The sequence below is a fragment of the Chryseobacterium sp. AG363 genome (assembly GCF_003610675.1).
In the GTDB taxonomy this organism is placed as follows: domain Bacteria; phylum Bacteroidota; class Bacteroidia; order Flavobacteriales; family Weeksellaceae; genus Chryseobacterium; species Chryseobacterium cucumeris.
Window position 1 is genome coordinate 1,803,154 of the sequence record NZ_RAQF01000002.1, and the last position, 24,868, is coordinate 1,828,021.

Annotated in this window: 30 protein-coding genes; 9 read left to right on the forward strand and 21 right to left on the reverse strand. The window is 37.0% G+C overall.

Features of this window, described 5'->3' with window-relative positions; all coding sequences use genetic code 11:
* Positions 1–56: 56 nt before the first annotated feature.
* The 15 genes from DEU39_RS08215 to tpx form a co-directional block, all read right to left on the reverse strand.
* Positions 57–485 carry an SRPBCC domain-containing protein gene (locus tag DEU39_RS08215; protein WP_120231582.1) on the reverse strand — a complete coding sequence of 143 codons (429 nt, stop codon included), beginning with the start codon at positions 483–485 and terminating at the stop codon, positions 57–59.
* A 117-nt stretch (positions 486–602) separates the two neighbouring features.
* Positions 603–1,436, reverse strand: coding sequence for an SDR family oxidoreductase (locus DEU39_RS08220; protein WP_120231583.1), 834 nt, complete (start codon positions 1,434–1,436; stop codon positions 603–605).
* A gap of 47 nt (positions 1,437–1,483) precedes the next feature.
* Positions 1,484–2,350, reverse strand: a complete 867-nt coding sequence (locus DEU39_RS08225; protein WP_120231584.1) for a VOC family protein — start codon at positions 2,348–2,350, stop codon at positions 1,484–1,486.
* A 134-nt stretch (positions 2,351–2,484) separates the two neighbouring features.
* Complete coding sequence (locus tag DEU39_RS08230) at positions 2,485–2,724, reverse strand: hypothetical protein (protein ID WP_228432187.1); 240 nt, start codon at positions 2,722–2,724, stop codon at positions 2,485–2,487.
* A gap of 36 nt (positions 2,725–2,760) precedes the next feature.
* Positions 2,761–3,174 carry an SRPBCC family protein gene (locus DEU39_RS08235; RefSeq protein WP_120231585.1) on the reverse strand — a complete coding sequence of 138 codons (414 nt, stop codon included), beginning with the start codon at positions 3,172–3,174 and terminating at the stop codon, positions 2,761–2,763.
* Between the two features lie 79 nt (positions 3,175–3,253).
* On the reverse strand, positions 3,254–3,685 hold the full coding sequence (locus DEU39_RS08240; protein ID WP_062675266.1) for a VOC family protein: 432 nt from the start codon (positions 3,683–3,685) through the stop codon (positions 3,254–3,256).
* Positions 3,686–3,775: 90 nt separating this feature from the next.
* Positions 3,776–4,552, reverse strand: coding sequence for an alpha/beta fold hydrolase (locus DEU39_RS08245; RefSeq protein WP_120231586.1), 777 nt, complete (start codon positions 4,550–4,552; stop codon positions 3,776–3,778).
* Positions 4,553–4,554: 2 nt separating this feature from the next.
* The gene (locus DEU39_RS08250; RefSeq protein ID WP_120231587.1) at positions 4,555–5,079 is read right to left on the reverse strand and encodes a DinB family protein; all 525 of its coding nucleotides are present in this window, start codon (positions 5,077–5,079) and stop codon (positions 4,555–4,557) included.
* 202 nt (positions 5,080–5,281) lie between these two features.
* Entirely contained in the window at positions 5,282–5,743 is a 462-nt protein-coding gene (locus DEU39_RS08255) for a hypothetical protein (RefSeq protein WP_120231588.1), read from the reverse strand.
* A 25-nt stretch (positions 5,744–5,768) separates the two neighbouring features.
* Positions 5,769–6,179 carry a VOC family protein gene (locus DEU39_RS08260; protein ID WP_120231589.1) on the reverse strand — a complete coding sequence of 137 codons (411 nt, stop codon included), beginning with the start codon at positions 6,177–6,179 and terminating at the stop codon, positions 5,769–5,771.
* A 97-nt stretch (positions 6,180–6,276) separates the two neighbouring features.
* Positions 6,277–6,684 (reverse strand): VOC family protein, encoded by a 408-nt coding sequence (locus DEU39_RS08265; RefSeq protein ID WP_120231590.1) that lies wholly within the window; start codon positions 6,682–6,684, stop codon positions 6,277–6,279.
* A gap of 77 nt (positions 6,685–6,761) precedes the next feature.
* Complete coding sequence (locus tag DEU39_RS08270) at positions 6,762–7,352, reverse strand: Crp/Fnr family transcriptional regulator (protein ID WP_079242156.1); 591 nt, start codon at positions 7,350–7,352, stop codon at positions 6,762–6,764.
* A 272-nt stretch (positions 7,353–7,624) separates the two neighbouring features.
* Positions 7,625–8,836: a DUF763 domain-containing protein gene (locus tag DEU39_RS08275; protein ID WP_120231591.1), complete on the reverse strand. Its 1,212-nt coding sequence runs from the start codon at positions 8,834–8,836 to the stop codon at positions 7,625–7,627.
* A 107-nt stretch (positions 8,837–8,943) separates the two neighbouring features.
* The gene (locus DEU39_RS08280) at positions 8,944–9,291 is read right to left on the reverse strand and encodes a VOC family protein (protein ID WP_120231592.1); all 348 of its coding nucleotides are present in this window, start codon (positions 9,289–9,291) and stop codon (positions 8,944–8,946) included.
* 70 nt (positions 9,292–9,361) lie between these two features.
* A complete protein-coding gene (gene tpx, locus DEU39_RS08285; RefSeq protein WP_062675275.1) occupies positions 9,362–9,862 on the reverse strand; it encodes a thiol peroxidase in 501 nt (166 codons plus the stop codon).
* 359 nt (positions 9,863–10,221) lie between these two features.
* Here tpx and DEU39_RS08290 point away from each other — a divergent pair, with 359 nt between their 5' ends.
* On the forward strand, positions 10,222–12,441 hold the full coding sequence (locus DEU39_RS08290; RefSeq protein ID WP_120231593.1) for an NADP-dependent isocitrate dehydrogenase: 2,220 nt from the start codon (positions 10,222–10,224) through the stop codon (positions 12,439–12,441).
* 213 nt (positions 12,442–12,654) lie between these two features.
* Here DEU39_RS08290 and DEU39_RS08295 read toward each other — a convergent pair whose 3' ends face one another.
* Positions 12,655–12,990 carry a winged helix-turn-helix transcriptional regulator gene (locus tag DEU39_RS08295; protein WP_047377604.1) on the reverse strand — a complete coding sequence of 112 codons (336 nt, stop codon included), beginning with the start codon at positions 12,988–12,990 and terminating at the stop codon, positions 12,655–12,657.
* A 101-nt stretch (positions 12,991–13,091) separates the two neighbouring features.
* Here DEU39_RS08295 and DEU39_RS08300 point away from each other — a divergent pair, with 101 nt between their 5' ends.
* From DEU39_RS08300 to DEU39_RS08330, 7 genes are all read left to right on the forward strand, one after another.
* A complete protein-coding gene (locus DEU39_RS08300) occupies positions 13,092–13,838 on the forward strand; it encodes an SDR family oxidoreductase (protein WP_228432193.1) in 747 nt (248 codons plus the stop codon).
* A gap of 172 nt (positions 13,839–14,010) precedes the next feature.
* On the forward strand, positions 14,011–14,994 hold the full coding sequence (locus DEU39_RS08305; RefSeq protein ID WP_120231595.1) for a heme-binding domain-containing protein: 984 nt from the start codon (positions 14,011–14,013) through the stop codon (positions 14,992–14,994).
* Entirely contained in the window at positions 14,991–15,434 is a 444-nt protein-coding gene (locus DEU39_RS08310; protein WP_120231596.1) for a hypothetical protein, read from the forward strand. Before DEU39_RS08305 ends, DEU39_RS08310 begins: the two co-directional genes overlap by 4 nt.
* 80 nt (positions 15,435–15,514) lie before the next feature.
* The gene (locus DEU39_RS08315; RefSeq protein WP_120231597.1) at positions 15,515–16,528 is read left to right on the forward strand and encodes a sensor histidine kinase; all 1,014 of its coding nucleotides are present in this window, start codon (positions 15,515–15,517) and stop codon (positions 16,526–16,528) included.
* Positions 16,509–17,267: a LytR/AlgR family response regulator transcription factor gene (locus tag DEU39_RS08320; RefSeq protein WP_062675281.1), complete on the forward strand. Its 759-nt coding sequence runs from the start codon at positions 16,509–16,511 to the stop codon at positions 17,265–17,267. The genes DEU39_RS08315 and DEU39_RS08320 overlap by 20 nt, the downstream gene beginning before the upstream one ends.
* Positions 17,268–17,560: 293 nt before the next feature.
* Complete coding sequence (locus DEU39_RS08325; RefSeq protein WP_120231598.1) at positions 17,561–18,337, forward strand: DUF1223 domain-containing protein; 777 nt, start codon at positions 17,561–17,563, stop codon at positions 18,335–18,337.
* Positions 18,338–18,375: 38 nt separating this feature from the next.
* The gene (locus DEU39_RS08330; RefSeq protein WP_062675283.1) at positions 18,376–18,768 is read left to right on the forward strand and encodes a DoxX family protein; all 393 of its coding nucleotides are present in this window, start codon (positions 18,376–18,378) and stop codon (positions 18,766–18,768) included.
* A 319-nt stretch (positions 18,769–19,087) separates the two neighbouring features.
* Here the strand turns inward: DEU39_RS08330 and DEU39_RS08335 are convergent, their stop codons facing one another.
* The 4 genes from DEU39_RS08335 to DEU39_RS08350 all read right to left on the reverse strand — a co-directional run bounded on the left by DEU39_RS08335 (position 19,088) and on the right by DEU39_RS08350 (position 22,728).
* Complete coding sequence (locus DEU39_RS08335) at positions 19,088–20,080, reverse strand: MBL fold metallo-hydrolase (RefSeq protein WP_120231599.1); 993 nt, start codon at positions 20,078–20,080, stop codon at positions 19,088–19,090.
* Positions 20,081–20,166: 86 nt separating this feature from the next.
* On the reverse strand, positions 20,167–21,168 hold the full coding sequence (locus DEU39_RS08340) for an aldo/keto reductase (protein ID WP_120231600.1): 1,002 nt from the start codon (positions 21,166–21,168) through the stop codon (positions 20,167–20,169).
* 86 nt (positions 21,169–21,254) lie between these two features.
* Complete coding sequence (locus tag DEU39_RS08345) at positions 21,255–22,160, reverse strand: helix-turn-helix domain-containing protein (protein WP_120231601.1); 906 nt, start codon at positions 22,158–22,160, stop codon at positions 21,255–21,257.
* Between the two features lie 112 nt (positions 22,161–22,272).
* Positions 22,273–22,728, reverse strand: a complete 456-nt coding sequence (locus tag DEU39_RS08350) for a hypothetical protein (protein ID WP_120231602.1) — start codon at positions 22,726–22,728, stop codon at positions 22,273–22,275.
* 548 nt (positions 22,729–23,276) lie between these two features.
* Between DEU39_RS08350 and DEU39_RS08355 the strand changes: the two genes are divergently transcribed.
* A complete protein-coding gene (locus DEU39_RS08355; RefSeq protein WP_062675288.1) occupies positions 23,277–23,564 on the forward strand; it encodes a GNAT family N-acetyltransferase in 288 nt (95 codons plus the stop codon).
* Here DEU39_RS08355 and DEU39_RS08360 read toward each other — a convergent pair whose 3' ends face one another.
* Positions 23,565–24,599, reverse strand: a complete 1,035-nt coding sequence (locus tag DEU39_RS08360; protein WP_228436705.1) for an MBL fold metallo-hydrolase — start codon at positions 24,597–24,599, stop codon at positions 23,565–23,567.
* Positions 24,600–24,868 lie beyond the last annotated feature (269 nt).

The window sequence follows — 24,868 nt, forward strand, 5'->3', positions numbered from 1 at the left end:
GCAAAGTGAAGCAATCTCAAAGCTCACAGATTTTTCTTTAATTCTAACTCAATTATTTACAGCTGATTTTCTGAAAGATGTTTAACCAGTGACATCGCTTTTGGAAACTTCTCTTCAAAAAATTCTTTAAATTCTGCCGGTGTCTGAATTTCTGTTTTCAGTAAAGTTCCTTCTTCGTTCTCCTCAAGAAAGTAAGCCTCTGTAGCTTCTCCCCAGTCCTGAGGGACTTCGATTCCTTCATAAATTTCTCCAAGGTGCAAAAATTTTATTTCCTCATTGGGAATCACTTTTTCTACCCTGCTGTACATCCCATTGTTTTTGGGATCAAGAAATTTAACGATATTATTTTCTTCAAGCGTTCCTTCATAAAAAGAACCTTCTGTAAATGCTGTTGTCCATTGCCTGTAGGTAATGTCTCCCCAAAGGACACTCCATACTTTTTCAGGTTCAGCATTGATTTCTATTTCGTATGATAATTTTTCCATATATTTTTTAAGCGATTAGGTGGTGGATAATAGGTTGCAGGTGATTGTACCGGAGAGCGAGTGAGTTTGAGGGTCAGAGAGTAAGAGTGTTATTGTGACCACTTCTAGCTTCTCATTCTATCCTCCGACAAAATCACCTCCATTGATATGAATAATTTCTCCTGTAATATAACTTGCATCCTTTGAGGCAAGAAAAACAAAAGCTGGTGCTACTTCAGAAGGTTGTCCCGCACGTTTCAGCGGAGTGTCTTTTCCAAAGGTGGAAAGGTCATCAAAAGCTTCTTTCACCAATGGAGTCCATATAGGTCCTGGTGCAATTCCGTTTACCAGAATTTCCTTTTCGGCAAGATTATCGGCAAGAGACCGGATAAAGGACAAAACAGCACCTTTTGTTGCCGCATAATCTATTAAGTGATCACTTCCGCGGTACGCTGTAACAGAGGTTGTACAAATGATTCGTCCTCCTTTTGGTATCATAGGAAGAAAATTTCTGGTGAACGAAATCATGGAAATGATATTGGTATCAAACGTTTCCTGAATCTGTTCATCAGAGATTTTTTCCAGACTGCTTTTTGAGGTATGAATTCCTGCATTATTAACAAGAATATCAATATTCTTCCACTCTGTTTTAATCTTGTCTGCGCATTTGGTTCTGAATGCTTTCCGGGTAAGATCTCCTTTGATCACAAGACAATTCTGTCCTTCTTTCTCAACCAGCTTTTGAGTTTCTCTGGCATCATCGTCACTTTCTTTATAGATAATGGCGACATCTGCTCCTTCCCTGGCAAAATGAACGGCCACCGCCTGTCCTATGCCGCTGTCTCCTCCGGAAATAACCGCTTTTTTACCCTGCAGCTTCCGGCTTCCCTGATAATCGTTCCGGATAATTTCCGGAAACACCCCGTCTTTAGGGACTTTTGACTTAGAGTTTGATTTGTTCTGTGTTTTCATATGCAAATCTTTTTCCTAAATCACATCAAACAATACGCCGAAAATATTTAAGAATTATAAGCGTCTTCCAGATCCTGAATAATAATTTTCTGCATTTTCATCATCGCCTGAACAACTTTATAGGCTTTTTCCTGGTTAGAATCATTCATCAGCTGGATGAGTCTCTTAGGAACAATCTGCCAGCTTAATCCGTATTTATCTTTCAGCCAGCCGCACATACTTTCTCTGCCGCCATCGGCTGTAAAGGCATTCCAATATCTGTCGGTTTGCTCCTGATCATCAGTCATTACTACTAAAGATATTCCTTCATTGAAGTCAAATGGGTGATCATAGGAATTATCCATACAGAATACGCTGTAATTATCGATTGTAAAATGAGCATGCTGAACATTTTCTGCCGGTTCCGGAATGTTATGTCCTTCGCTCCCTGCTCCGTAGGTCAATATATTTCCGATGCTTGAATTGGGAAAAGTTTTCGTGTAAAGTTCCATTGCTTCTTTGGCTTTTCCGTTATTCTGATGGATAAACATCAAAGTCGGAATTATTTTCTGATCGCTTGCTTTTTCTCCCAGAAACAACTGCCATGTTACGCCATATTTATCCTGAACCCATCCGTATTTCGGGCTCCACGAGTAAGATCCCAGTTCCATCAAAGCTATTCCGCCATCCAGTAACTGATCCCAGTATTTTTGAACTTCGTCTTCTGTTTCACAGATTACCATAAAAGAGATAGAAGCATTTTTTTTGAATTGCGGGCCTCCATTCAGAAGCATAATTCTCTGTCCAAACAAATCAATATTCATGACAACAGGAGTATCTGCAGTGATTTCGCCTCCGAAAACCTTACAATAAAATTCGGCTGACTGCTTGGCGTCTCCATCATACCAGAGACATGGGAAAATATCGTTATTCATAATTTTAATTTTTAAAAAGGGTGATGTATTTTTAACTTTCTATACAGCAAAAACAGATCTTATGCCTTTGCTTTTAAACGATACCAATCCGTTTTACTGCAATGACACTGCAAAATTTTTCATTTGTATATATATTATGCTTCTTTAAAGCAGACCTGATTTTCTTTCATGTAATTCTTCAGTTTCATCATTGCATTTTTACCGAAACCATGAAGCTGCATAATTTCTTTTTCGGAATAATCTGAAAGTTTTTCCAAAGAATTTATTTTTTCTTTTTCTAAGGCTTTTCTAGCAGGTATTGCAATAACTCCGTGAAGGAATTGCTCTGCAGAGTCATAATTAAAAGCATACATAGAGTTTAAACTCTTTGACATGATAACTAGATTGATCATGGCTACAAAAAAATATTGTTAATGATTCTCAACATATTTGTGGAAGTTGTTGAGAATAGCATACCAGCCATCCCGCTGCATTTCCACAGAATTTTGTTTTTCCGGATCGAAAATTTCAATCACTTTCGTTGTATTCTCATCTATCTTATCAAATACAACTTCCACTTTTCGTCCGTCCTCAAGGTGATACCTCATGATCTCATGAGGAATAATCTCATCATATACGCCTTCAAAATCGAATCCGAAGCTTTTGTCTTTTGCTTCCATTCTGTTTTTGAATTTGCCTCCTACTACAAGGTTATTTTCAGAACTAGGACAGTGCCAGGTTTCATGGGCGAAATTCCATTTCGTAATGTGCTTGGGTTCATTGAAATAATTCCAAACCTTCTCCACCGGTGCTAAAATTGTGATGTCTATTTTAATTGGATCCATAGTTCTATATTTTTAAAAGTTTAAATAAAGAGCTGCCCAAAAATGAGCATCTCTTTATTATCATTAGTTAAATATAAGATTATTTTGCAGATTCTTCATTATAGTTCACCATCCAATGAACACCATACTTATCCTGAAAACATCCGAAGTAGTCTCCCCAGAACTGATCTTCAATAGGCATTTCAACGTTTCCGCCATCAGAAAGTTCTTTAAAAATCCTGTCTGCTTCGCTTTTTGAATCAGGGAAAATAGACACATAATTATTATTTCCTACGGTAAGAGTCTGCCCGAATGCCGGTACAATATCGGAGGCCATTAACAGGTCCCCACCTACAGGCAGAGCGATGTGCATTACTCTGTTTTTTTCTTCTTCCGAAAGGTTTTCTGTTCCGGGAGCATTTCCCATTTTATGAATTCCACCAACGAATTCACCACCGAAAACACTTTTGTAAAAATTGAACGCTTCTTCAGCTGTTCCATCAAAATTTAGGTATGGATTTAATTTAGCCATGATTTTTAATTTTAAAGTTATTATTATAAAATATTGTTTCTACTGTTGATCCATTAAGGATTAATTAATTTACTATGAATAAAAAAACGCTTAATGGTTTAAAAATTTTTCTACTTCCCTGACGGTAAAGTCTATTAAGTTGGCATCAATACTTCCATCAAAGTCCGGCATCATATAAGTACCATGAGTTGCGGGAAGTATCAATAACCGGGAGCCTTTCACCAACCTCCACATTTCGGCAGTATGTTCCGGCTTCATCACATCCTGATCGCCGCTGATAAATAATGCAGGTGATTTGATCGACCTCAGCACTTCATCATTCCAGTCCTGAAAAGTCTGCATCCTTGTACAATCTTTCTCAAAAAGGTTTTCAAGCTTTGAAAAATCAGGATTGAGGCTTAAGAAATTAATTTTAAAAGGTTCCGGCATTGATTCAAAAGTTGCTTCCTGCATTCCTTCAAAAAAGCCGTCTATCATTCCGCTTCTTTTATAAAAAGCAGAGGCAATCACTAATTTCTCAACAATTCCTGGATGACGATGCCCAATCTGCATTACCGTACTTCCTCCATTACTGAATCCCCAGAATGAAGCTTTTTCAATGTTAAGTTCTGCCAAAAGTCCTGCAACATCGTCTGCATCCTGTTCAAATGTTTCAGGAATATCGCGGTGTTCACTTCTGCCATGGTTTTGTAAATCGATTCCTATCAGCTGGAACTTGCCTTCCAGCCTTGCAATGACTTCTTTAAAATCATAAAGCATTGAAGAGCCACCGCCATGGATTAAAACCACAGGTTTTCCTGATCCGTAGATCTCGTAATATAATTGGATTCCGTTGACTTTTCTATAGCCTTTTTCTACTGGATTCATTATTAATATTTAAGATTTTCGTCCACATCATATTTCATTCCCGGATAATCCAAAATTCTGCGCATGAGACCTATCTGTCCGCAGAGATAGTCTTCACGGCCGATGCACATTCCGACAAAATTGAGTTTTGTTTCTTTAATGAAAGGGATGTTCATTCCTATTTCAAATATTTCATCCAGCTCTTCATCGGTTACTTCATGAAGTTTTTGAAAGACTTTGGATGAAATTGTATGAAAGTTTTCTTTCAGTTCAGCAAGGGTTGGATATTTAAAACTTTCATCCAGTGCTTTTCCCTGGAAAAACAAATCATTGTACGGGTCTTCTCCCTGAAGCCCAAGTATTGAACCTAATCCGTAGCGCATATTGACAAAGTTTCCTGCCATCCATACGATATGATTGGTTTTATTTTCAATTCTTTTCAAGGCGTCTTCTTCCGAAATGCCGTCCAAAACATTCATAAAGCTTTGGGAATGCATTCTGTAAGCCGGAATAACGAGCTCCATTTTTTTTGATTTTGGTGTTTTCATTTTTAATCAGAGATTAGAAGTTAGAAATTAGAGGTTAGTAGGTTGGAGAAACGTAAAGGCGCTAAGAGTTTTATAAACTATGCGTTTTTAAGTTGCAAGGATTTTATCTGCGATAAAATTGTACTCTTCTAAAAAGGGAATACTCATATTTCAGCGATGTACCTGTCATTCCCAGTGAATCAATAAATCTAAAAATAACCTGCTATTTTATAGCACCCGGTTTTCCTAAAATTCTGCGGAGATAACCCAGCTGCCCACTGTGATAGATTTCATGAAGGCTTAAGGTTGATATATCTTTAACCATTTCAGGTTTAAAACTATCAAGCGTGCTGAGCTTTGCTTCCAGCTTATCCTGGGATTGTTTAAGATAGGATTTTAAATCTTCGAAACTAATCAATTTATCTTGATGATCTAAAGCAATTTCACCCCTGTTATAGAAAGAAAATTTTTCACTATCCCAGACAGATTGTTCTCCTAAAATATTCAGTAAGGGATTTCTGATGTAAATTAAATGTCCCAGAATCCAGTTCATACAATTAGCTTCACCATTGGGAAAAATCATAGATTCTTCATGGGTAATACCATCGATATTCATCGTAATCACAAAATAGTTACTGGTTACCTGATTTTTTATGATTTCTATATCGTTTGATTGTGTTTCCATATGATATATTTTGTGGTGTTATGGATTATTCTGCAGGGATCTGAGAGGCATCACCATGCACTACTTCCCACTGATGGCCGTTGATATCAGCAAAATTGCTTTGATACATCCATCCGTAATCTACAGGTTCACTGTATTTTGACCCTCCGTTTTCGATCGCTGTTTTTACCATACCGTCTACTTCTTCCCGGCTGTTGACTCCGATAGCAAGAAGTACCTGAGTAGTATCTCCTTTCGCAAAAGGTCTGTTGGTAAAGGTTTGGAAAAACTCTTCTTTAAGAAACATGGTGTAGATATGATTTTCTTTCATGACTACACATATGGCCTTATCATCTGAAAACTGTTCATTGATAGAAAAACCAAGCTTCGTCCAGAATTCTCTGGTTTTTTGAACGTCTTTTACAGGTAAATTGACGTAAATATCTGTAATATTCATTTTCTAAATTTTAGTGGTGATTGTTATCCAAAATTATCAGGATTTGGTAAGAATGTGCTTGCCATAGGGCAAGATTTATTTTTTTATTTGGATTAATTTATTCAGCAGGCATTTGGGACATATCTGCAAAAGTAATATTCCAGCCATGCCCATCCGGATCCCAGAAGGAGTTCTGATACATCCATCCGTAATCCTGGGGCTCTTCGTGCTGTCGTGCTCCGTTATCTACAGCAGTGTTTACTATTTTATCTACTTCTTCACGGCTGTTCAAACCTACCGCTACAAGAACCTGACTGGTATTTTCTTTGGCAACCGGTTTATTGGTGAAGGTCATAAAATAATCTTCCTGCAGAAACATCACATAGATGGTATCATTCAAAACAACGCAGGTTGCTTTATCATCAGAGAATTGTTCATTGATAGAAAAACCTACCTTAGTCCAGAATTCTTTTGTTTTCTGTACATCTTTTACCGGAAGGTTCACATAAATTTGATTGACTTTCATTTTTCGTAATTTTAGTGTTAATCTGTAATCCAAAATTACCGAGGTGCAATGAAAATCTACTTGCCATAGGGCAAGATTTAAATTTTCTTAGGATGAGAGACGATTTCCTTACGGATACGGCTCAGAGAAGTATCTGTAACTCCCAGATAGGACGCTATTTGTTTCAAGGGGGCAAATTGTATGACTTTAGATTTTTGCTCCAGCAGATTAAGGTATCTTCTGGTGGCAGAAAGGGTAAACATTTCTACAGATCTTTGTTTGTAGGCAAAAAGCTCCTGAGACATCCACGATCTTCCCCATTCCCTGAGGTTGGGGATTTTATGGAACAACTCCTGGAAGGTATCATAATCCAGCCTCCAGCACTCGCAGTCTGTAATACAAACGATATTCTCCTGAGACGGAACCCGCTGAAACATTGACAAAACCTCAATAATGACTTCATTTTCTACAAAAAAGTGGGTTGTTACTTCATTTCCGTTGAAATCATTCACATAGGAACGCGCCAATCCGCTTTCAAGAATATAATATTCATTGGCTGTTTTTCCTTCCTCAAGAATGAAATCACCTTTCTGGAAAGATGTTTTTTCATGAGCCTGGAATATTTCAGCAAGCTCTTCAGGGAAAAAAAAGGGGAAATCATAGCAGGTTTCTAAAGCTTTATTGGTCATTTGGTGTCAATTTTTTAAGTCTTTAAAAGTAAAATTTTTAATTGAATTCAGAGCAAAAAATATTAAACAAAGCATTGAATATTTTTATCAAAAGAACATACTCTATTGAAATTAAAGACATTTAAAAGCTTTTTGTTTTTAAACAGTTATTTGAAACATACTATCTCTGACCACCCCGTCAAAAATTCTTTGAATTTTCGCCACCCCTCCGGAGGATGGGAATGACTATCTGCCGATACAGTCATTGTAAGCTTTTTACAGGAAATATTTTTTCAAAACAGGGAAAGCTGTATTGATTTTGGAGCAGTGGGTTTCTGGGCATCGCCGAAAACCGTTTTCCCACCAAAACGCCAGGAATTCTGCCTTTCTTCTTCAATCACCTGCTGAATATCAAAATCCGGAGTGAAATCTTTTTCTGCTTTTGCTATGATCTGATGAAGTTTATTTAAAGAATTCAGCTTATCAGAATTTCCAAGTTTGGATTTTTCAATCCCTTTTCTGAGAATGCTGATACTGTCATCATATGTATTGATCGGAACAGGGAAAGGATGTCCGTCTTTACCGCCATGAGCAAAGGAAAACCTTGCCGGATCTGCAAATCTTGAGGGTGCTCCATGAATCACTTCACTTACCAAAGCCAAAGACTGCATGGTTCTTGGACCTACTCCTTCCAGCATCAGCAGGTCTTCAAAATTCTGTGGCTGCTGTTCTCTGGTAACATACAGAAGGGCTCCGAGACGTTTCAGATCAACATCAGAGGCCTGCACATCATGGTGGGCAGGAAGAATCAGTCGTGCAAAATCTTTCATCACTTCTGCAGAATCGGTATGGGAAATATTCAGAATTCCTTTTCTGTTATCCGAGGCTTCGGTATCCGTAAGGTTAAGAATTCTCCCTCTTGAAATCCCATTAATTCCTGTGTGGGGCTGTTCTACAAAAGAGGTAATGTTTTCCGAGTGCCAGTGGTAACGTCTTGCTGTTCCGTCAGATTCATGCATTCCCTGCTGAATGACGCTCCAGTTTCCATTGTCTGAAAGAATGAAATTGTGTAAATACAGCTGGTAACCATCCTGGATGGCCGTATTATCTACTTTTGCAGAAAGCTTGCTGGCTCTTACCAGTTCTGTTCCGTTCAGTCCGGTTTTATCTGCAATTTTAATAAGCTCTGATGGAGTTTCGCGGGAAAACTTCCCTTTTCCGCCACAGATATAAAGTCCCAGCGACTGAGAATTTGGGTTAACAGAACGTTTTAAAGCTCCCATAACGGAAGTGGTAATCCCTGAAGAATGCCAGTCCATTCCCATCACCGCTCCAAAACTCTGAAACCAGAATGGATCTGCCAACCGGCGTAGAACCTCATCTTTACCATAATCCATGAGAATGACTTCAATAATGGAAAGCCCAAGAACAGACATACGCTCATACAGCCATGGCGGTACTTTGCCATAGTGAAGGGGTAAATCTGCAGTTCCTGAACGTTTCATTCTATTGTCAAACTGTAAAGGTAGGTTTTATTCATCTTATTATTTAATGATCCGGATCATTAATAATGTTTAATTACGGTAAAACATACTGATTCATAAAACTGTTTTTATTGGTGAGACAGTATATTAATCAGTCTATCAAATGGATCTATAACGAAAAATCTTCGTACTCCCCATTCTTCATGGGTAAGTTCGTAAGTGATTTCAAAACCGGCCTTTTTCATCTTTTCATACACTTCATTCACATTATCCACTTCAATGGAAAGATCAGGAACTTCCGTATCGTTTCCACCCTGTTCAGCAAAGCTGATCTGAACTTTGGCTTCTTCTTCGTTACCCAGCGTTTTAATCCAGCCATGATCCATCAAAACATCCAGTTCTAAAATATCCTGATAAAATTGATGGGCTCTGGAAAGATCATTGGTTTTAATATTGACTACGATTCTTTTTACCATGTTCAATTTTTTTGATTAAAAAAGCCTTGCAAAATCATATTCACAAGGCTTTTCTACAAAAATTATTTTATTATTTCAATGCTGCAAGAGCGGCATCGTAATTAGGTTCATTAGCAATTTCCGGAACCTGCTCTGTATATACTACTTTGTTGTTTTCGTCTGTAACGATAACGGCGCGGCTCAGTAATCCTTTCATAGGAGAATCTGCGATGGTCACTTCATAATCGTCTCCGAAGCTGCTTCTGAAGTCTGAAAGTGTTTCTACATTATTCAATCCTTCTGCCGCGCAGAATCTTCCTAATGCAAATGGAAGGTCTTTAGAAACATTGATGATCACCGTATTATCAAGCTTTGAAGCTTCCTCATTGAATTTTCTGGAAGAAGCAGCACAGGTAGGGGTATCAATGCTTGGGAAAATATTGAATACTTTTTTCTTTCCGTCAAAATTTTGAAGTGTTTTTACATTTAATCCTGAATCTACCAATGCAAAGTCTTTTACAGTGGTTCCTACTGATGGTAATGCTCCTATTGTGTGTACTTCGTTTCCTTTTAAAGTGATTGTCGTTGACATAATATTTATTTTTTTATTTTTTCAAATGTAATCAAAAAAGAAAATTTTTCCGGTTTTATTATGGTTAAATTAATCTTAAAGTGAAAATAAAAAACATCTTATTGATAATCAGTTTTATCAGACATAATTACTATATAACTACAGCCTCAAAAAAGCCTGATTTTAAGGACAAAAAGTTCAGCCTCTGAACATTATAAAATTATTTCTAAAATAAATATAACCGGAAGGTGAACATAAATTAAGCAGATATCAATATAAAGAGTCAAAAGCCTCTTTTTTTTATGGAAATATCTTAAATAAAACAATGATATTTACTAAATTTGTGGGACTTAAAATTTCAAATAAAAAATAACAGTATAATGTCAGAAAAATCAAAAATCTATTACACACTTACTGATGAAGCTCCAATGCTGGCTACTCACTCGTTTTTACCTATCGTAAAAGCTTTTACAAAATCAGCAGATATCGAAATCGCAGTACCGGACATTTCTTTGGCAGGAAGAATTTTAGCCAACTTCCCTGAGTTTTTAAAAGACGACCAAAAGATCGGTGATGCTTTGGCAGAACTTGGAGAATTGGCAACAAAACCTGAAGCCAACATCATTAAGTTACCGAACATTTCTGCTTCTGTACCTCAATTGGATGCAGCGATTGCTGAATTACAAGGTAAAGGTTTCGCAGTTCCAAACTATCCTGCAGAGCCTAAAAATGACGAAGAAAAAGCAATCAAAGCTAAATATGCTAAAGTATTAGGAAGTGCTGTAAACCCAGTATTAAGAGAAGGAAACTCTGACAGACGTGCTCCAAAAGCTGTTAAAAACTATGCAAAAGCAAACCCTCACAGAATGGGTAACTGGGCATCTGACAGCAAAACTGACGTAGCTCACATGAACAATGGTGATTTCTACGGTACAGAAACTTCTACAACGTTAGAAAATGCTACCAAATACAGAATCGTATTCAAAGGAAACGACGGTTCTGAATCTGTATTGAAAGACTTCGCAGGTCTTCAGGCTGGTGAAGTAATTGACTCTTCTGTAATGAACCTTAATGCATTAAGAGCGTTCGTTCAGGAAGCTATCGAGGAAGCTAAGAAAAGAAATGTACTTCTTTCTGCTCACCTTAAAGCAACAATGATGAAAATCTCTGACCCAATCATTTTCGGGGCTATCGTTGAGACTTTCTTCAAAGAAGTATTTACAAAATATGCTGAGACTTTCAAGTCTTTAGACATCAATCCAAATAACGGTCTTGCGGATCTTTTTGAAAAAATCAAAGGAAATGCTCAGGAAGCTGACATTAAAGCTGATATTGAAAAAGCTCTTGCTGCAGGACCTAGAGTGGCAATGGTAAATTCTGACAAAGGAATTACCAACTTCCACGTACCTTCTGACATCATCGTCGATGCCTCTATGGCTGCCCTTGTAAGAGGAGGAGGTAAAATGTGGAACAAAGACGGAAATGAGGAAGATACCGTTTGTATCATTCCAGACCGTTCTTATGCTGGTTTCTATCAATCTGTGATTGATGATATGAAAGCGCACGGAAAATTAGACCCTACCACTATGGGATCTGTTCCAAACGTAGGTTTAATGGCTCAGAAAGCTGAAGAATATGGTTCTCACGATAAAACTTTCCAAGTAGCTGCTGACGGAACTGTAGAAGTTCAGGACGAAGCTGGAAACATTCTTCTTTCTCAGAAAGTAGAAAAAGATGATATCTTCAGAATGTGTCAGACTAAAGATGCTCCTATCCAGGACTGGGTAAAATTAGCTGTAAACAGATCAAGATTATCTGATACTCCTGCTATCTTCTGGTTAGACAAAGGAAGAGCTCACGACCGAGAAATCATCAAAAAAGTAGAGAAATATCTTGCTGATCATGATACAACAGGTCTTGACATCAGAATCCTTGATGTAAAAGATGCTATGACTGAAACGTTGAAAAGAGCAAGAGAAGGTAAAGATACAATCTCAGTTTCCGGAAACGTATTGAGAGATTATTTAACAGACCTTTTCCCAATCCTTGAGCTTGGTACTTCTGCAAAAATGCTTTCTATTGTACCATTGATGAACGGTGGTGGTTTATTTGAAACTGGTGCCGGAGGTTCTGCTCCAAAACACGTTGAGCAGTTCTTAGAAGAAGGATACTTAAGATGGGATTCTCTAGGTGAATTCTTAGCGCTTCAGGCTTCTTTAGAGCACCTGGCACAAACTCAGGGAAATACGAAATCTCAGGTTCTGGCTGATGCATTGGATGAAGCTAACGCTAAATTCTTAGCTACAGATAAATCTCCTGCAAGAAAAGTAGGTCAGATCGATAACAGAGGTTCTCACTTCTATTTAGCAATGTACTGGGCTGAAGCACTAGCTAACCAGACTGCAGATGCTGAATTGGCAGCTCAGTTTGCTCCTGTTGCTCAGGCAATGCAGGAAAACGAAGAAGTAATCAATGCTGAATTAATTGGTGCTCAGGGTAAACCTCAGAACATTGAAGGATACTACAAAACTGACACATATAAAACGTATGCAGCAATGAGACCTAGTACGGTTTTAAATGAAATCATTGACGGAATTTAATTGTTCGTTTTGATATAAATGAAAGCTCCTTTTTAAGGAGCTTTTTTTTGTAACCACTCCGGAATTTAAAAACTGAACTATTTAAAAACCACCCCGTCAAAAATTCTTTGAATTTTTGACACCCCTCCAGAGGAGGGGAATAGTGAGTACATATATACTCATCAAGATCAACGCATCCCTAATTCTAATCCCTGCAATCTAACATCTGCCACCTTACCTGTCTTCCACAATCACTCTCCTATGCTCCCTGCCCCAGTTGATCATTTCCTGAATGATATTTCCAAAGGTTCGGCAGTATTCTGTAGGTTCGTATTCTATTAAAACAGGAGTTTCCGGGTAAACGGTGCGTTTTAGCAGTTTATTCAGTTCCATATCTTTCAGTTCTTTGGAAAGCATTCTGGTAGTAATTCCGGGAATACTTCGTTCAATTTCCCTGAAACGTCTGTTTCCGTTACAAAGTGAATTGATAACAGGAATACGCCATTTTCCTCCGATAAAATAAAGGGTATCCTGCAAGGCTCTAAGTTCTTCTGTCTGATCTCTTTCCATAGCTGCAAAGTTAAGTGATATCAAGAATGATACTGGTATACTCTGTGATACTGGTTACAAAAGTATACCATTTTGAAATAACTTTGTCAAAAAATTTTACAATGAAAAAATTAACCCATAAACTGGCTATCGTAACAGGAGGAAACAGCGGAATAGGATTCGCTGCAGCCAAAGAACTTATCTCAGAAGGAGCAACCGTAATCATTACCGGAAGACGAAAAGAAGCTGTAGAAAAAGCAGCTCAGGAACTTGGAGCAATCCCGTTCATAGCAGACCAGTCTAATCTTGATGATATTGATCTGTTGAAGAAAGAAGTAGAGAAAAAGTTCGGTAAAGCAGATATTCTGTTTATCAATGCAGGAATTACCGGAACTCTGACTCCTATTGAAAATATGGATGTTGAAAATTTCGATCAGGTGATGAATATTAATTTCAGAGGAGCTTATTTTACATTAAGCAAATTCATACCATTGTTAAATGATGGTGCTTCTGTCATCTTTTTATCTTCTATTGTTGCGTCTACCTATAAACCCAACAGTTCAGCTTATCAGGCAAGCAAAGCCGCGCTGAATTCTATTGCCAAAACGGCAGCAGCAGAATTGGCTCCAAGAAAAATCAGAGTGAATATGATAAGTCCGGGTCCGATAAAAACAGAAATCATGAGTAAAGCAGGCCTGGATGAAGAAACTTTGAAAAATATCCAAAACCATCTCATAGAACAGATTCCAATGAAGAAAATGGGAACCGCTGAAGAGATTGCCAAACTGGTTACCTATTTGTCAGATGATCAAATTTCAGGCTATGTCACCGGAACTGAAATTGTGATAGATGGTGGTATTACTTTATAAACAACAGATTTAATCAAGTCCCGGTAATACAATTACCGGGATTTTTCTTGTAGATTTTCGGGGTTAAAAATTCCGGATTCGCCTTTTGATTTGTCCAGCTCGGACAGTTTTCCGTTTCACAGCATGTACTACCCGCCTACTTTTGATCCAGAAAAATAAAACAATACGCATTATGGATACCGTAAAGAAAAAAAGAAATCCCATTGCCATCGCATTTCTGGCTATTCTAGGAATTTTCGGAGGGTTGCAGTTATTCAGCACACCTTTGGAAGGGAAACCGGTTACAGGAAAAATTGAAGCGCCAAAGGAAGTGATCAGTATTCTTGAAAACTCATGTTTCAGCTGTCATTCCAACCAGCAGAATTTAAGCTGGTATGATAAACTTGCTCATGTTTCCTGGGCTGTAAACAAAGATATCAAAAGAGCCAGAGAAGTCTTGAACTTCTCAGAATGGGAAAAGTTATCTCCTGCAGAACATCAGGGAAAAATGTACGCTATCCTCAATATGATGCAAAGTGGTAAAATGCCTCTCCATGAGTACACCCTTCTGCATCCTTCAGCCAAGATTACAGCAAAAGATATTGAAACGATCAAAAAATATACACTTTCATTATCCTCAGTACAACCTTCTATACAAAATAAAACTGTGCCCAATTCACCTTCTGCAGCTAAAACTGACCTAGCTCCAGCTCAATTTCCGGTTTCTCCCAATGGAGTTCAATATACTCCTGATTTTAAAAATTGGAAAGTCATCAGCATGAGTACTCTTTTTGACAATTCCATCCGTGTAATCTATGGAAATGACATCGCTGTAAAAGCGGTAGAAACTGAAGATTTTCATCCTTGGCCAGAAGGAAGTATTGTAGTAAAATCTGTGTGGAAGCAACAGGAACTTCCAAATGGGGAAATCAGACCCGGGAAATTTATCAATGCGCAGTTTATGGTCAAAGATTCCAAGCAATATCAAGATACTGAGGGTTGGGGATTTGCGAAATTCTCAGGAGATGATCTCCATCCAACAGGAAAAACGGCTTCCTTCGCCAAAGAATCCTGCATTGCCTGCCACAGACAACTCGCAGAAAAAACAGGATACCTGTTTGATGTTCCCATGAAAGTAAATACCCAAAGACTAATTCAAAATTTACAGAAAAAATGAAAAATACAATCCTGATCTTATTGGTAAGCCTTGTTTCTCTTACCGCCTGCAGCAAAGAAAATAGTGATATGAATAATGGCCTTTCAAGGGTTGTCTTTGACCCGGGACCTCTCAAATTTATCTCTAATTCTTTAAGTCCTAAAAAAGAAACTATGTCTGCCTTATATGGGAACGAAAAAGCACTGGAATCTTTAACAAAAGAAATCCAGACCCCTGAAGCCGGTTCTGTGATGAAACTGGTAACCTGGAAGTATCATGATAATCCTCAATATATCGGAGGAACCATCACCGGAGAATTGGTAAGTATTGAAACTGTTCAGGCTGATCATTCTGGAAAGGTTTCCTATGATATAAAAAATAATCTACCACAAAACAGCTCTCCCAATAAAGAAGAAAGAATACAGTATTTTATGAGTTACCGCCCTGTAAACAGGCCTTAATAAAAAACTACAGTTTCACTATTTATCATAATATTTTAAATAAAAAAGGTTAATTTAACCTTTTCAAATCAGCAGATTTCATGCAACAGCAAAAAATAAAAATCTCACAAGCTATTATCTGGATAAGCTCCATTTTCCTGGGTATTTTATCATCCGTACCTCAGTTGGCATCCCATCAATTCGACTGGAAAGAAGCCGTGGTCAACTCAGCTATTACGGCAGCATTTTCGGTGATCATGTGGTACATCAATATTTATATGCTGAACCGCACCACAAAACGCAGACAGCATATCTCGTATTCAAGATTGATGGTAGTACTCGCTTTTGGTATGGTAATTATGTTTGGCCTGGCCTGGATTCAGCAGCTGATTCTCTCCCATATTAATTTTGGTCCGGTGATGCTGATGATCGAGGTAAGAGGAATCCTGATCAATCTGGTGTGCTATATGTTCCTGAGCCTTCTTCAGAATAATTATACAGGACAACAGGTACAGCTTGAACTGGAAAAGGTAAAAAGTGACAATTTAGGAGCTCAATATGAATTGTTAAAACAGCAGATCAACCCTCATTTTCTTTTTAACAGTCTGAACACATTAAAACTGATGGCCGAAACCCGTGATGAAGAAACTGTTGATTTTATTGTAAAATTATCTGATTTTTACAGATTTACACTGGAAAGCAGAAAACTGGACCTCATCAGCGTTCAGGAAGAAATGAAAATAGTAGATTCTTATTTATTCCTTCAGAAAGCCCGTTTTGGAGAAGGAATTAAGTTCACCAACGAACTTGGAAAAGAAACCGCCCAAACCCTTATTCCTCCTTTTACGCTTCAGCTTTTGGTGGAGAACTGTATCAAACATAATATTGTTTCTCAAAGCAAACCTTTACATATTAAAATTTACACTGCTGATGATCATATTGTAATTGAAAATCCTATACAGCGAAAAGTGAATCCTGAAGATTCTTTGGGAGTTGGTCTTGACAATATTAAAATGCGTTACAAACATTTGCTGGAAAAGGATATTATGATTAACTCAGACGAAAAAAAGTTTCAGATAAAATTACCATTAATCCATGAATATAATCATTATTGAAGATGAATTCCGGGCTGCAAAATCCCTGCAGAATTTGATATCAGACTTAAAACCGGACTCAAAAATACTGGGTGTTTATGACAGTATTGAAACAAGTATTGAAGGCTTAAAGGACATTAAACCCGATCTTATTTTTATGGATATCCATCTTTCGGACGGACTTTCCTTTGAAATTTTCAAATCGGTGGAGATCACCTGTCCTGTGGTTTTTTGTACTGCTTTTGATCAATATATGCTGGATGCTTTTAAAAGTAAAGGCGTTGATTATGTTTTAAAACCATTTTCAAAAGAAGATATTGCCGAAGCTCTGAGAAAGGTTGACGAATTGAAAAAATTCTTCCAGAAGAATGATCTTCCGGATCTGGAATTTATCATACAGAAAATGAATCAGCCTGCGGGTAAAAGCAACTTCCTGGTCTTTAAAAATCAGAAATATACTACGATTCCTACTGAAGACATTGCGTATTTTTATATCCATAATGAGATCACCCATCTGGTTACGTTCACCAAAGAACAGTTTCCCCTTACGCAGCCTTTGGGACAAGTGGCAGAACAGGTGTCTGACAAGCAGTTTTTCAGAGTTAACAGACAATATCTTGTTAATTTTAAAGCCATTAAGGAGATGGAACATTATTTTCAGCGTAAAATACTGGTAAAACTCACTATTGAAACCCCTGAAAAACTTTTGATTAACAAAGAAAAGACCCATAGTTTTTTTACTTGGCTGGAGGATAGATAAAGCAGTAAGGAAGATGGAGGATGGATGCTTGAAGTACTTGAAGACAAAGTCTTATTTAAATAAATTATAGCCCTGATTGAGATGATCAGGGTTTTCTTTTGTTAATTTTTTAAGCTTCCTGGCTTATATTAAAAATAAACCTGTATTCCATTTCGTGCTCTGAAACTTCCAGCTTCCATCCTAAAACCCTTCCCCTCACAATTTCCGGATTCACCTCTTAATTTGTCCGGTTTACCCTTTTTTGCATTCTTTTGCCTTTGAAGAGTATCTACTTTTGAATCAAATTAAAAGACATGATACTAAAAAACTTAATCACAGTAAGCGCTTTCACCGCATTACTATTTGCTACCTCAGCATTTATCCATCAAAATAAAGAACAAAAGACATCACAATCTCAAGCTTCTGAGAATAACGGATTTGCTGTTTTGGAACTTTTTACTTCAGAAGGCTGCTCAAGCTGTCCTCCTGCTGATGAGCTGATGGGAAAAATTGAAAAAGAATATAAGGATGAACCTGTGTATCTACTCTCCTACCATGTTGATTACTGGAACCGCCTTGGGTGGAAAGACCGATTCAGTAGTTCTGAAAACTCTCAACGACAACAGCAGTACAGCCGAATATTGAATTCACAGGTTTATACTCCACAGCTGATAGTCAACGGAAAAACAGAATTTGTAGGCTCTGATGAAAACAATATCAAAAATGCCATTCAGAAAGCCTTGTTTGCTTCTAAAAAAACAAATGTAGAATTATCTGCAACCGTTTCTCAGAATGCAGTTAATGTTCAGTATAAAGCGCCTTCCACCGATCCTCAGAATATACTTCTTATTAATTTGATTGAAAAACATTCTTCTACTCAGGTAGGAAAAGGTGAAAATGAGGGACGTCATCTTCATCATTGGCAAATTGTTCATAAGCAAAACCCAATCATTTTGACTAAGCAGCAGGAAGGAATCACAACATTTAAACTGCCGGAAGGCTTTTCTCCGGAAAACTGGGAAGTCATCGCTTTTATTCAGAATAGGAGAACGGGAGAAATCTCAGGATCAGCAAAAACAGCTTTTAAATAAAATACTGTACAATTTAATTATCACTAAAAATTACAACAATGAAAACAAAAACTACAAAAATTATCTATTGGTCAGGTGCTATTTTTATGTCATTATGGTTTGGGGCCAGCGGTTTCTTTGAACTGACAAAAAATTCGGTGGTGTGGGACATTACTCAACAGCTTGGCTATCCGCCTCATTTCATTTATATATTAGGTGTTTTTAAAATTGCTGGAGTTCTGGTTCTTCTGCTTCCCAATAGATTATTAAGATTAAAAGAATGGGTATTTGCAGGAATGTTCTTTGATATTCTTTTTGCTTTCTTTTCAAAAATTGCGGTCCTGGGTTTTCCGTCTACGGTAGATGCAATTGTTGCCTTTTCTGTGTTAACGGTAACTTACATCATGTTCAGAAAGCTTTATTCTCCTGAATTGGTATTTGGAGAAGCTTAATGATAAAACTCTAATTTTTTCTTATGTTTGAAACAGATCCTTCCGTTGCCTGGGAGGATCTGTTGTTTCAGTGAGGTGATGAATAAGTTTTGGCTGAAGGCGGATAGAGGAATACTGTTTTTGAAAGCGGACTAAAGTCCGCTGCTATTGATTGTATTGCATGTATGATGTATCATCCCGTTTTTGACCACCCCGTCAAAAATTCTTTGAATTTTTGCCACCCCTCCGGAGGAGAGGAATACTGAGCACATATGTATTAATCAATGTCGATATATCACTTATTCCTAATCCTCTTATCCTTTCACCTTCAGCCTATTACCTAATTCATAAAACTTTCCGGGAACCATTCAAATGCTGTTGCTTTTTTCTTTGTGTATCCCAAACCTGGCCATGGTAAATGATAAGCAAATGCTCTGATCCTAGTATCTGCCAATTGTTGAAGGAGTTTTTTTCTTGATGCCGTTGCAATATCCAGATCGGTGTCACCGAAATAGCCCCATTCAGGATGTGGAAAAAGAATGACATCAGAATGAATCAAATCTGCGATATAGATCAGCTTTTCATTTTCTGAAGAGATGGTTGTAACCGTTAAACCGGGAGTGTGACCGGGAGCTAACTGGAAACTAAAATAGTCATATAATGGATGATTAAGGTCATAAAATTTCAGTTTAGGCTGAATCGTTTTCAAAATATTCTGAATTGCAGGAATAATCTGATTAAGAAATCCAGGTTGTGTTTTCAAAGCACTGTTACTGAAATCTTTGATGGAAGCTTTCATCCAGAAATCATGTTCTATCTTAGAAATAAAAATATCAGCATTGGGGAAAATAAACTGGTTTTGTTTATCCACGACTCCGCCAATGTGATCTGGATGGGCGTGAGAGATGAAGACATCAGTAACATCTTTCGCGGAAAATCCTGCTTTTTGGAGACTTTTTAATAGAAATCCGGTTCTTTCATCAGCAAAAATCCCCATTCCGGTATCGAATAAAATGAGTTTATTTTTTGTTTTAACTAATAGAATATTCATCGCCATATCGATATAATTTTCCGGTCTGAAATTGTTTTTAAGGATTGATTTCAATTCTGTAATATTTCCTCTGGGAGCGAATGAGTTAAGGTTTTCTTCATGAATATATCCGTCTGTTAGTACAAAAACTTCCAGTTCACCCAATTTTAATTTTTTAAAACCGGAAAGGTCATCGCCAGTTTTTTCAACAGTTGTTTTAGACTGTGCCATTAAACCGGAAAAAGGAATCATGCTTAATGTTCCTACCAATAATCCGTTCTTTAATAATTCCCTTCTGTTCATAGCTGAGTGTTTTTCATTTTAAAATTTAAAACAAAAAAACTGAGCTCCTTCATTATCAGGAACTCAGTTTTTATCTAACATAGTCTTTAATTGTTCACCAGTTTCATTGAACCTTCATTGTATCTTTCTCCCACATTAGGGTATTTTTTCAGGATCGCATCAATGGTATCCAGATCTGATTGAGAAAGCTCAATATTAACAGCGGCAATGTTTTCTTCAAGATATTTGATTCGTTTTGTACCAGGAATCGGGATAATATCATCTCCCTGATTCAACACCCATGCTAAGGCAAGCTGGGTTCCTTTTACTCCTTTGGAAGCTGCCAACTCATTGATTTCGTTAGCCAGTTTGGTATTATTTTCAAGATACTCCTGCTGATAACGCGGTAATGATTTTCTAAAATCGTCATCGCCAAGATTCTGCGCTTCATAAATATTGGTAAAAAGTCCTCTTGCCAATGGGGAATAAGGGACTAAAGAAATCCCAAGCTCTCTGATGGTTGGTAAAATCTCTTTTTCAACATCTTTGGTAAGGATGGAATATTCTGACTGTAAGGCGGCAATAGGGTGAATTTTGTTCGCTTTTCTGATAGATTCTGCAGAAGCTTCAGATAATCCGATATATTTTACTTTTCCTGCTTTCACCAGCTCTGCCATAGCGCCTACTGTTTCTTCTACAGGAACATTGGGATCTATTCTGTGGGCATAATACAGGTCAATGGTATCAATCTTTAATCTTTGAAGACTTAAATCTACTGCCTGTCTGATCCATTCCGGAGAGCCGTCGAAGTATGTTCCGGGAGCTCCACTGTGACTTGCTTTACCATCTTTAAACCTGAATCCGAATTTGGTTGCAATAAAAATCTTATCTCTGTTTGGCACTAAAACCTTGGAGATCAGTTTTTCATTTTCTCCATTAGCATACATATCTGCTGTATCCCAAAAGTTGACGCCTAAATCCAGCGCTCTGTGCAGGGTATTGATACTTTCCTGCTCGTCTGTAGGACCATAAGCAAAGCTCATTCCCATACATCCTAAACCGATTGCTGATAACTGTTCTTCTGTGTTTCCTAATTTTTTAAATTTCATGATAGGTATGATTTAATTTTATATGACAAAATTAGAACATCCGGAAACCAACCACGATATAGAATTCAAACTAAGAATTATAAAATTCAAACAACATCCATTCTTAAGGCATTGGGAGTAATTCCGGTTTGTTTTTTAAAATAATTGGTGAAATAAGCAGGTTCTTCAAAGCCTAATCCGTAGGCAATCTCAGAAATATTCCAATCCGTATGTTTCAGCAAGGCATTGGCTTCCTGAATAATCCTTGCGGTGATCTGCTGGCTGGTTGTTTTTCCTGTAATCTCTTTTACCGAACGGTTCAAAGAATTCACATGAATGGAAAGACTTTGAGCATAATCATTCGGGGTTTTTAATTTCAAAAAGGCCTCAGGGCTGTCGATAGGAAACTGTCTTTCCAATAGTTCCATAAACAAGGACGCCACTCTTTGGGAAGCATTCTGATAAGGTTCAAAGCTTTCTGCCGGCTGCATTCTCATTGTTTCATGTATCATCAGATGAAGATATGCTCTCAACATATCATACTTGTGGATATAATCTGACTGAATCTCCGTCATCATTTTGATATACATCTCAGAAAGTATCTTCTGCTGCTCCTCATCGACAAAGAAAACAGGTGTTCCTCCAATCTTGAACAGCGGAGAATCCTGAAGGTTTCCCATACGGCTTCCATTGTGGAGAAACTGATCGGTAAAAAGGCAGAACCAACCTTTCTGATCTTCATCATCAGCTTCCCAGGAATAAGGAATAATGGGATTGGAAAACAATAAGGCGGGGCGATCTACTTTGATCCATTTATCAGCATAGTGAAGTTTTCCTTTTCCAATGATGAGTGAAATCTTATAATAATCTCTCCTGCTGTAAGGAGTATGCGGAGAGCAATACTCCCGTGAAAAGACATTGAAGTGCCCCATTTTATTCACCCCAACACATTGAGATGCCAGATTAGGAGCATTCCTTTCATAAAAACCATTCAGTGATTCGTGTGATTCCATAAATCAAAGTTATAAAAATCAAACAAATTAATCATAAAATTATAGGATTAAAAAATTAAATGGCTGACAATGCTGCCAGCCATTTAAAAGTGAATATTGAGTTGATAATAATCTAATCCCAATCATCATGTCCGTGACCATGATGTTTGTTTTGTTTTTTGTAATATTTTTCCTGATTTTTATAATACTTCTCCTGTTGTTTACGGTATTTTTTATAATCGTTTTTGTTTCTTCCGTAAACAATTACAGGATTCTGTCCTCTGTAGTACTTCTTTTTAAAGATGATATACTTTTCTCTACCCAGAATTCTTTCCAGCTCTGAATAACGGTCGTTTCTCCATCTTCCCGGTTCCACCACATACACTCTATTCCAGGTATCATAATCACGATATCTGTCATTTAACACATAAATCTGATTAGCCTGTGTTGTTGAAAGCACAAGATCAGTAATTACTCTTTGCCAGTTGATATCAGAGATACTCCTTCTGTAATCATTATAATAATCTGACTGGGCATAACTTAAGCTGAATGTCCCAACCAATAATGCTGTTAATATTAACTTTTTCATTTCATTCCACTTTAAAAATAATTACCAAGTGATAGTCAATTAAAGTGCCAATTATTAATTACAAATACTAATATTTGTTAAAAAAAACCACAAACAACTGATTATCTTTGAATTATTTTCTGTATTTTTTATTAAATTCTTAAACATTAATTATTTTAAGGTTATGATTATATCCTAAGAATTATTAAGTAACAACCCTATTACACATTAATAATCAACACATTGCAGATTTATAAAAACACATATTTAAGTTTCGTCTAAAAGCCGTAGAGAATTATATATCATGTGGCGGGCTAAGCCCATCTCTATTGATCCTGGCATACAGATATTTAATGGTAATATCTTTTATCTTTTATCTTTTATCTTTTATCTTTTATCTTTTATCTTTTATCTTTTATCTTTTATCTTTTATCCACTTATGTTATAAAATTCGTTAAGATTCCCATAAATTATTATTTCATATAGTTTAATTTCGTAATTTTAATGAAGAGAATGTTTTTAAAGAAATTTTCTCAAATTATTTTTGATCAACCAAATCTTACATTGTTATGGAAAATATAAAGTTTCAGGTATCTCAATATCAGGATGAATTGCAGCTACTTATCGATGAGAAAAAGGCAGGTTATATGTCTATAGAGGTTGACGGAAGACTGCTTATTGTATATTATACGAAACTTGACGAAGAGCGTGAGGGAAAAGGATACGCTAAACTATTGCTGGATGAACTTGTACGCTACGCAGAAGAGAAAGATTTGCTTGTAGACCCGGAATGTGATTTTGTAAGACAACAGTTTGAAAATCATCCCGCAAGATATAAAGAAATCTGGCATGCCTGATCAGCTTTCCCACCAGGCTGTAAACTTTTGTTCTGACTGATTCAGATCTACGACCTCTCCGATCATCGGAGTGAGGATGTTCAGTTTTTTTTCTCTTCCAAGAGCCGTTATCTTTTGTAAAGGTTCATTCCACGGATGAAGTGCCAATGCAAATTTGGCAGCATGAACCGGGATAATTCGTTCTGCTTTAAGATCAATAGCAGCCTGAATAACATCTTCCGGCAATGTATGGATATACCTCCATGCCTCTCCATATTGTCCATTCTCAAGAACAGCATAATCGAAAGGGCCATATTGTTCGCCTATTGTTTTAAAATGAGAATCATAGCCACTATCTCCGCCTAAGAAAATTCTTTTTGTAGGTGTTATCAGAACATAGGAACTCCATAGCGTATCATTCTGTCTTACCCTTCTGCCGGAAAAATGTCTGGCAGGAGTAAAGACAATTTTTATATTATTTTCCAGGGCAACTTCTGTTCCCCATTCTTCTTCAATAAGTTTGCTCTCAGGATAACCCCATCTTTCCAGATGTGCCCCTACTCCTAAAGGAATAATGGCCATTCCTGTTCTTTCTACGATAGATTTTACAGTTGGGTAATCCAGGTGGTCAAAATGATCATGCGTTATCACAAGATAGTCAATATTCGGAATATCTTCAGGTTTAAAAATATCTGATCCTTTGAAAGCCTTATTAAAGTATTTAAAAGGTGATCCATAAAGACTTAGCACAGGATCTATTAAAAAGGAAACTCCATCTGTCTGCAGATAATAAGATGAATGTCCCAGCCAGATCAATACATCCTCGTTTTTATCAATATTTTTCAGATTGGTATGAAGAGATGGAATGGCTGTTAAAGGTTTCAACAACGGATCTTTTTTTCCTAAAAAGAAATCGTAGGTTACTTTCCACATCTTGTAGCCTTCAGTAATGGAAGGAGTATGACTGATATTCCTGAACTGTTTCTTTTTATAAAGTTTTGACTGTCTGATACGCTTCAGCCTCTTTCCTTTTGGCACTCCACCAAATGCCTTCATATTGATCACTATAAAAAAAGTTACCGTCAAAACAGCTATACACGTAATAATCCAGTAAATCATCTGTACGAAATAAATATCAAATGTATTGACTTTTGCTTTTAAATGAAAGTTTATTCCATTTTACTCCATTTTTTAACTAAATTTATCATGTATTTTTAAAAATTTATTACTCGTTTAGCTCGGGATTAATTTTAAACTTTCTATTTTAGCACCCTAAAAAACTCAGATACATTGAAAAATTATTCGGTAATATTTCTTCTCGTTAT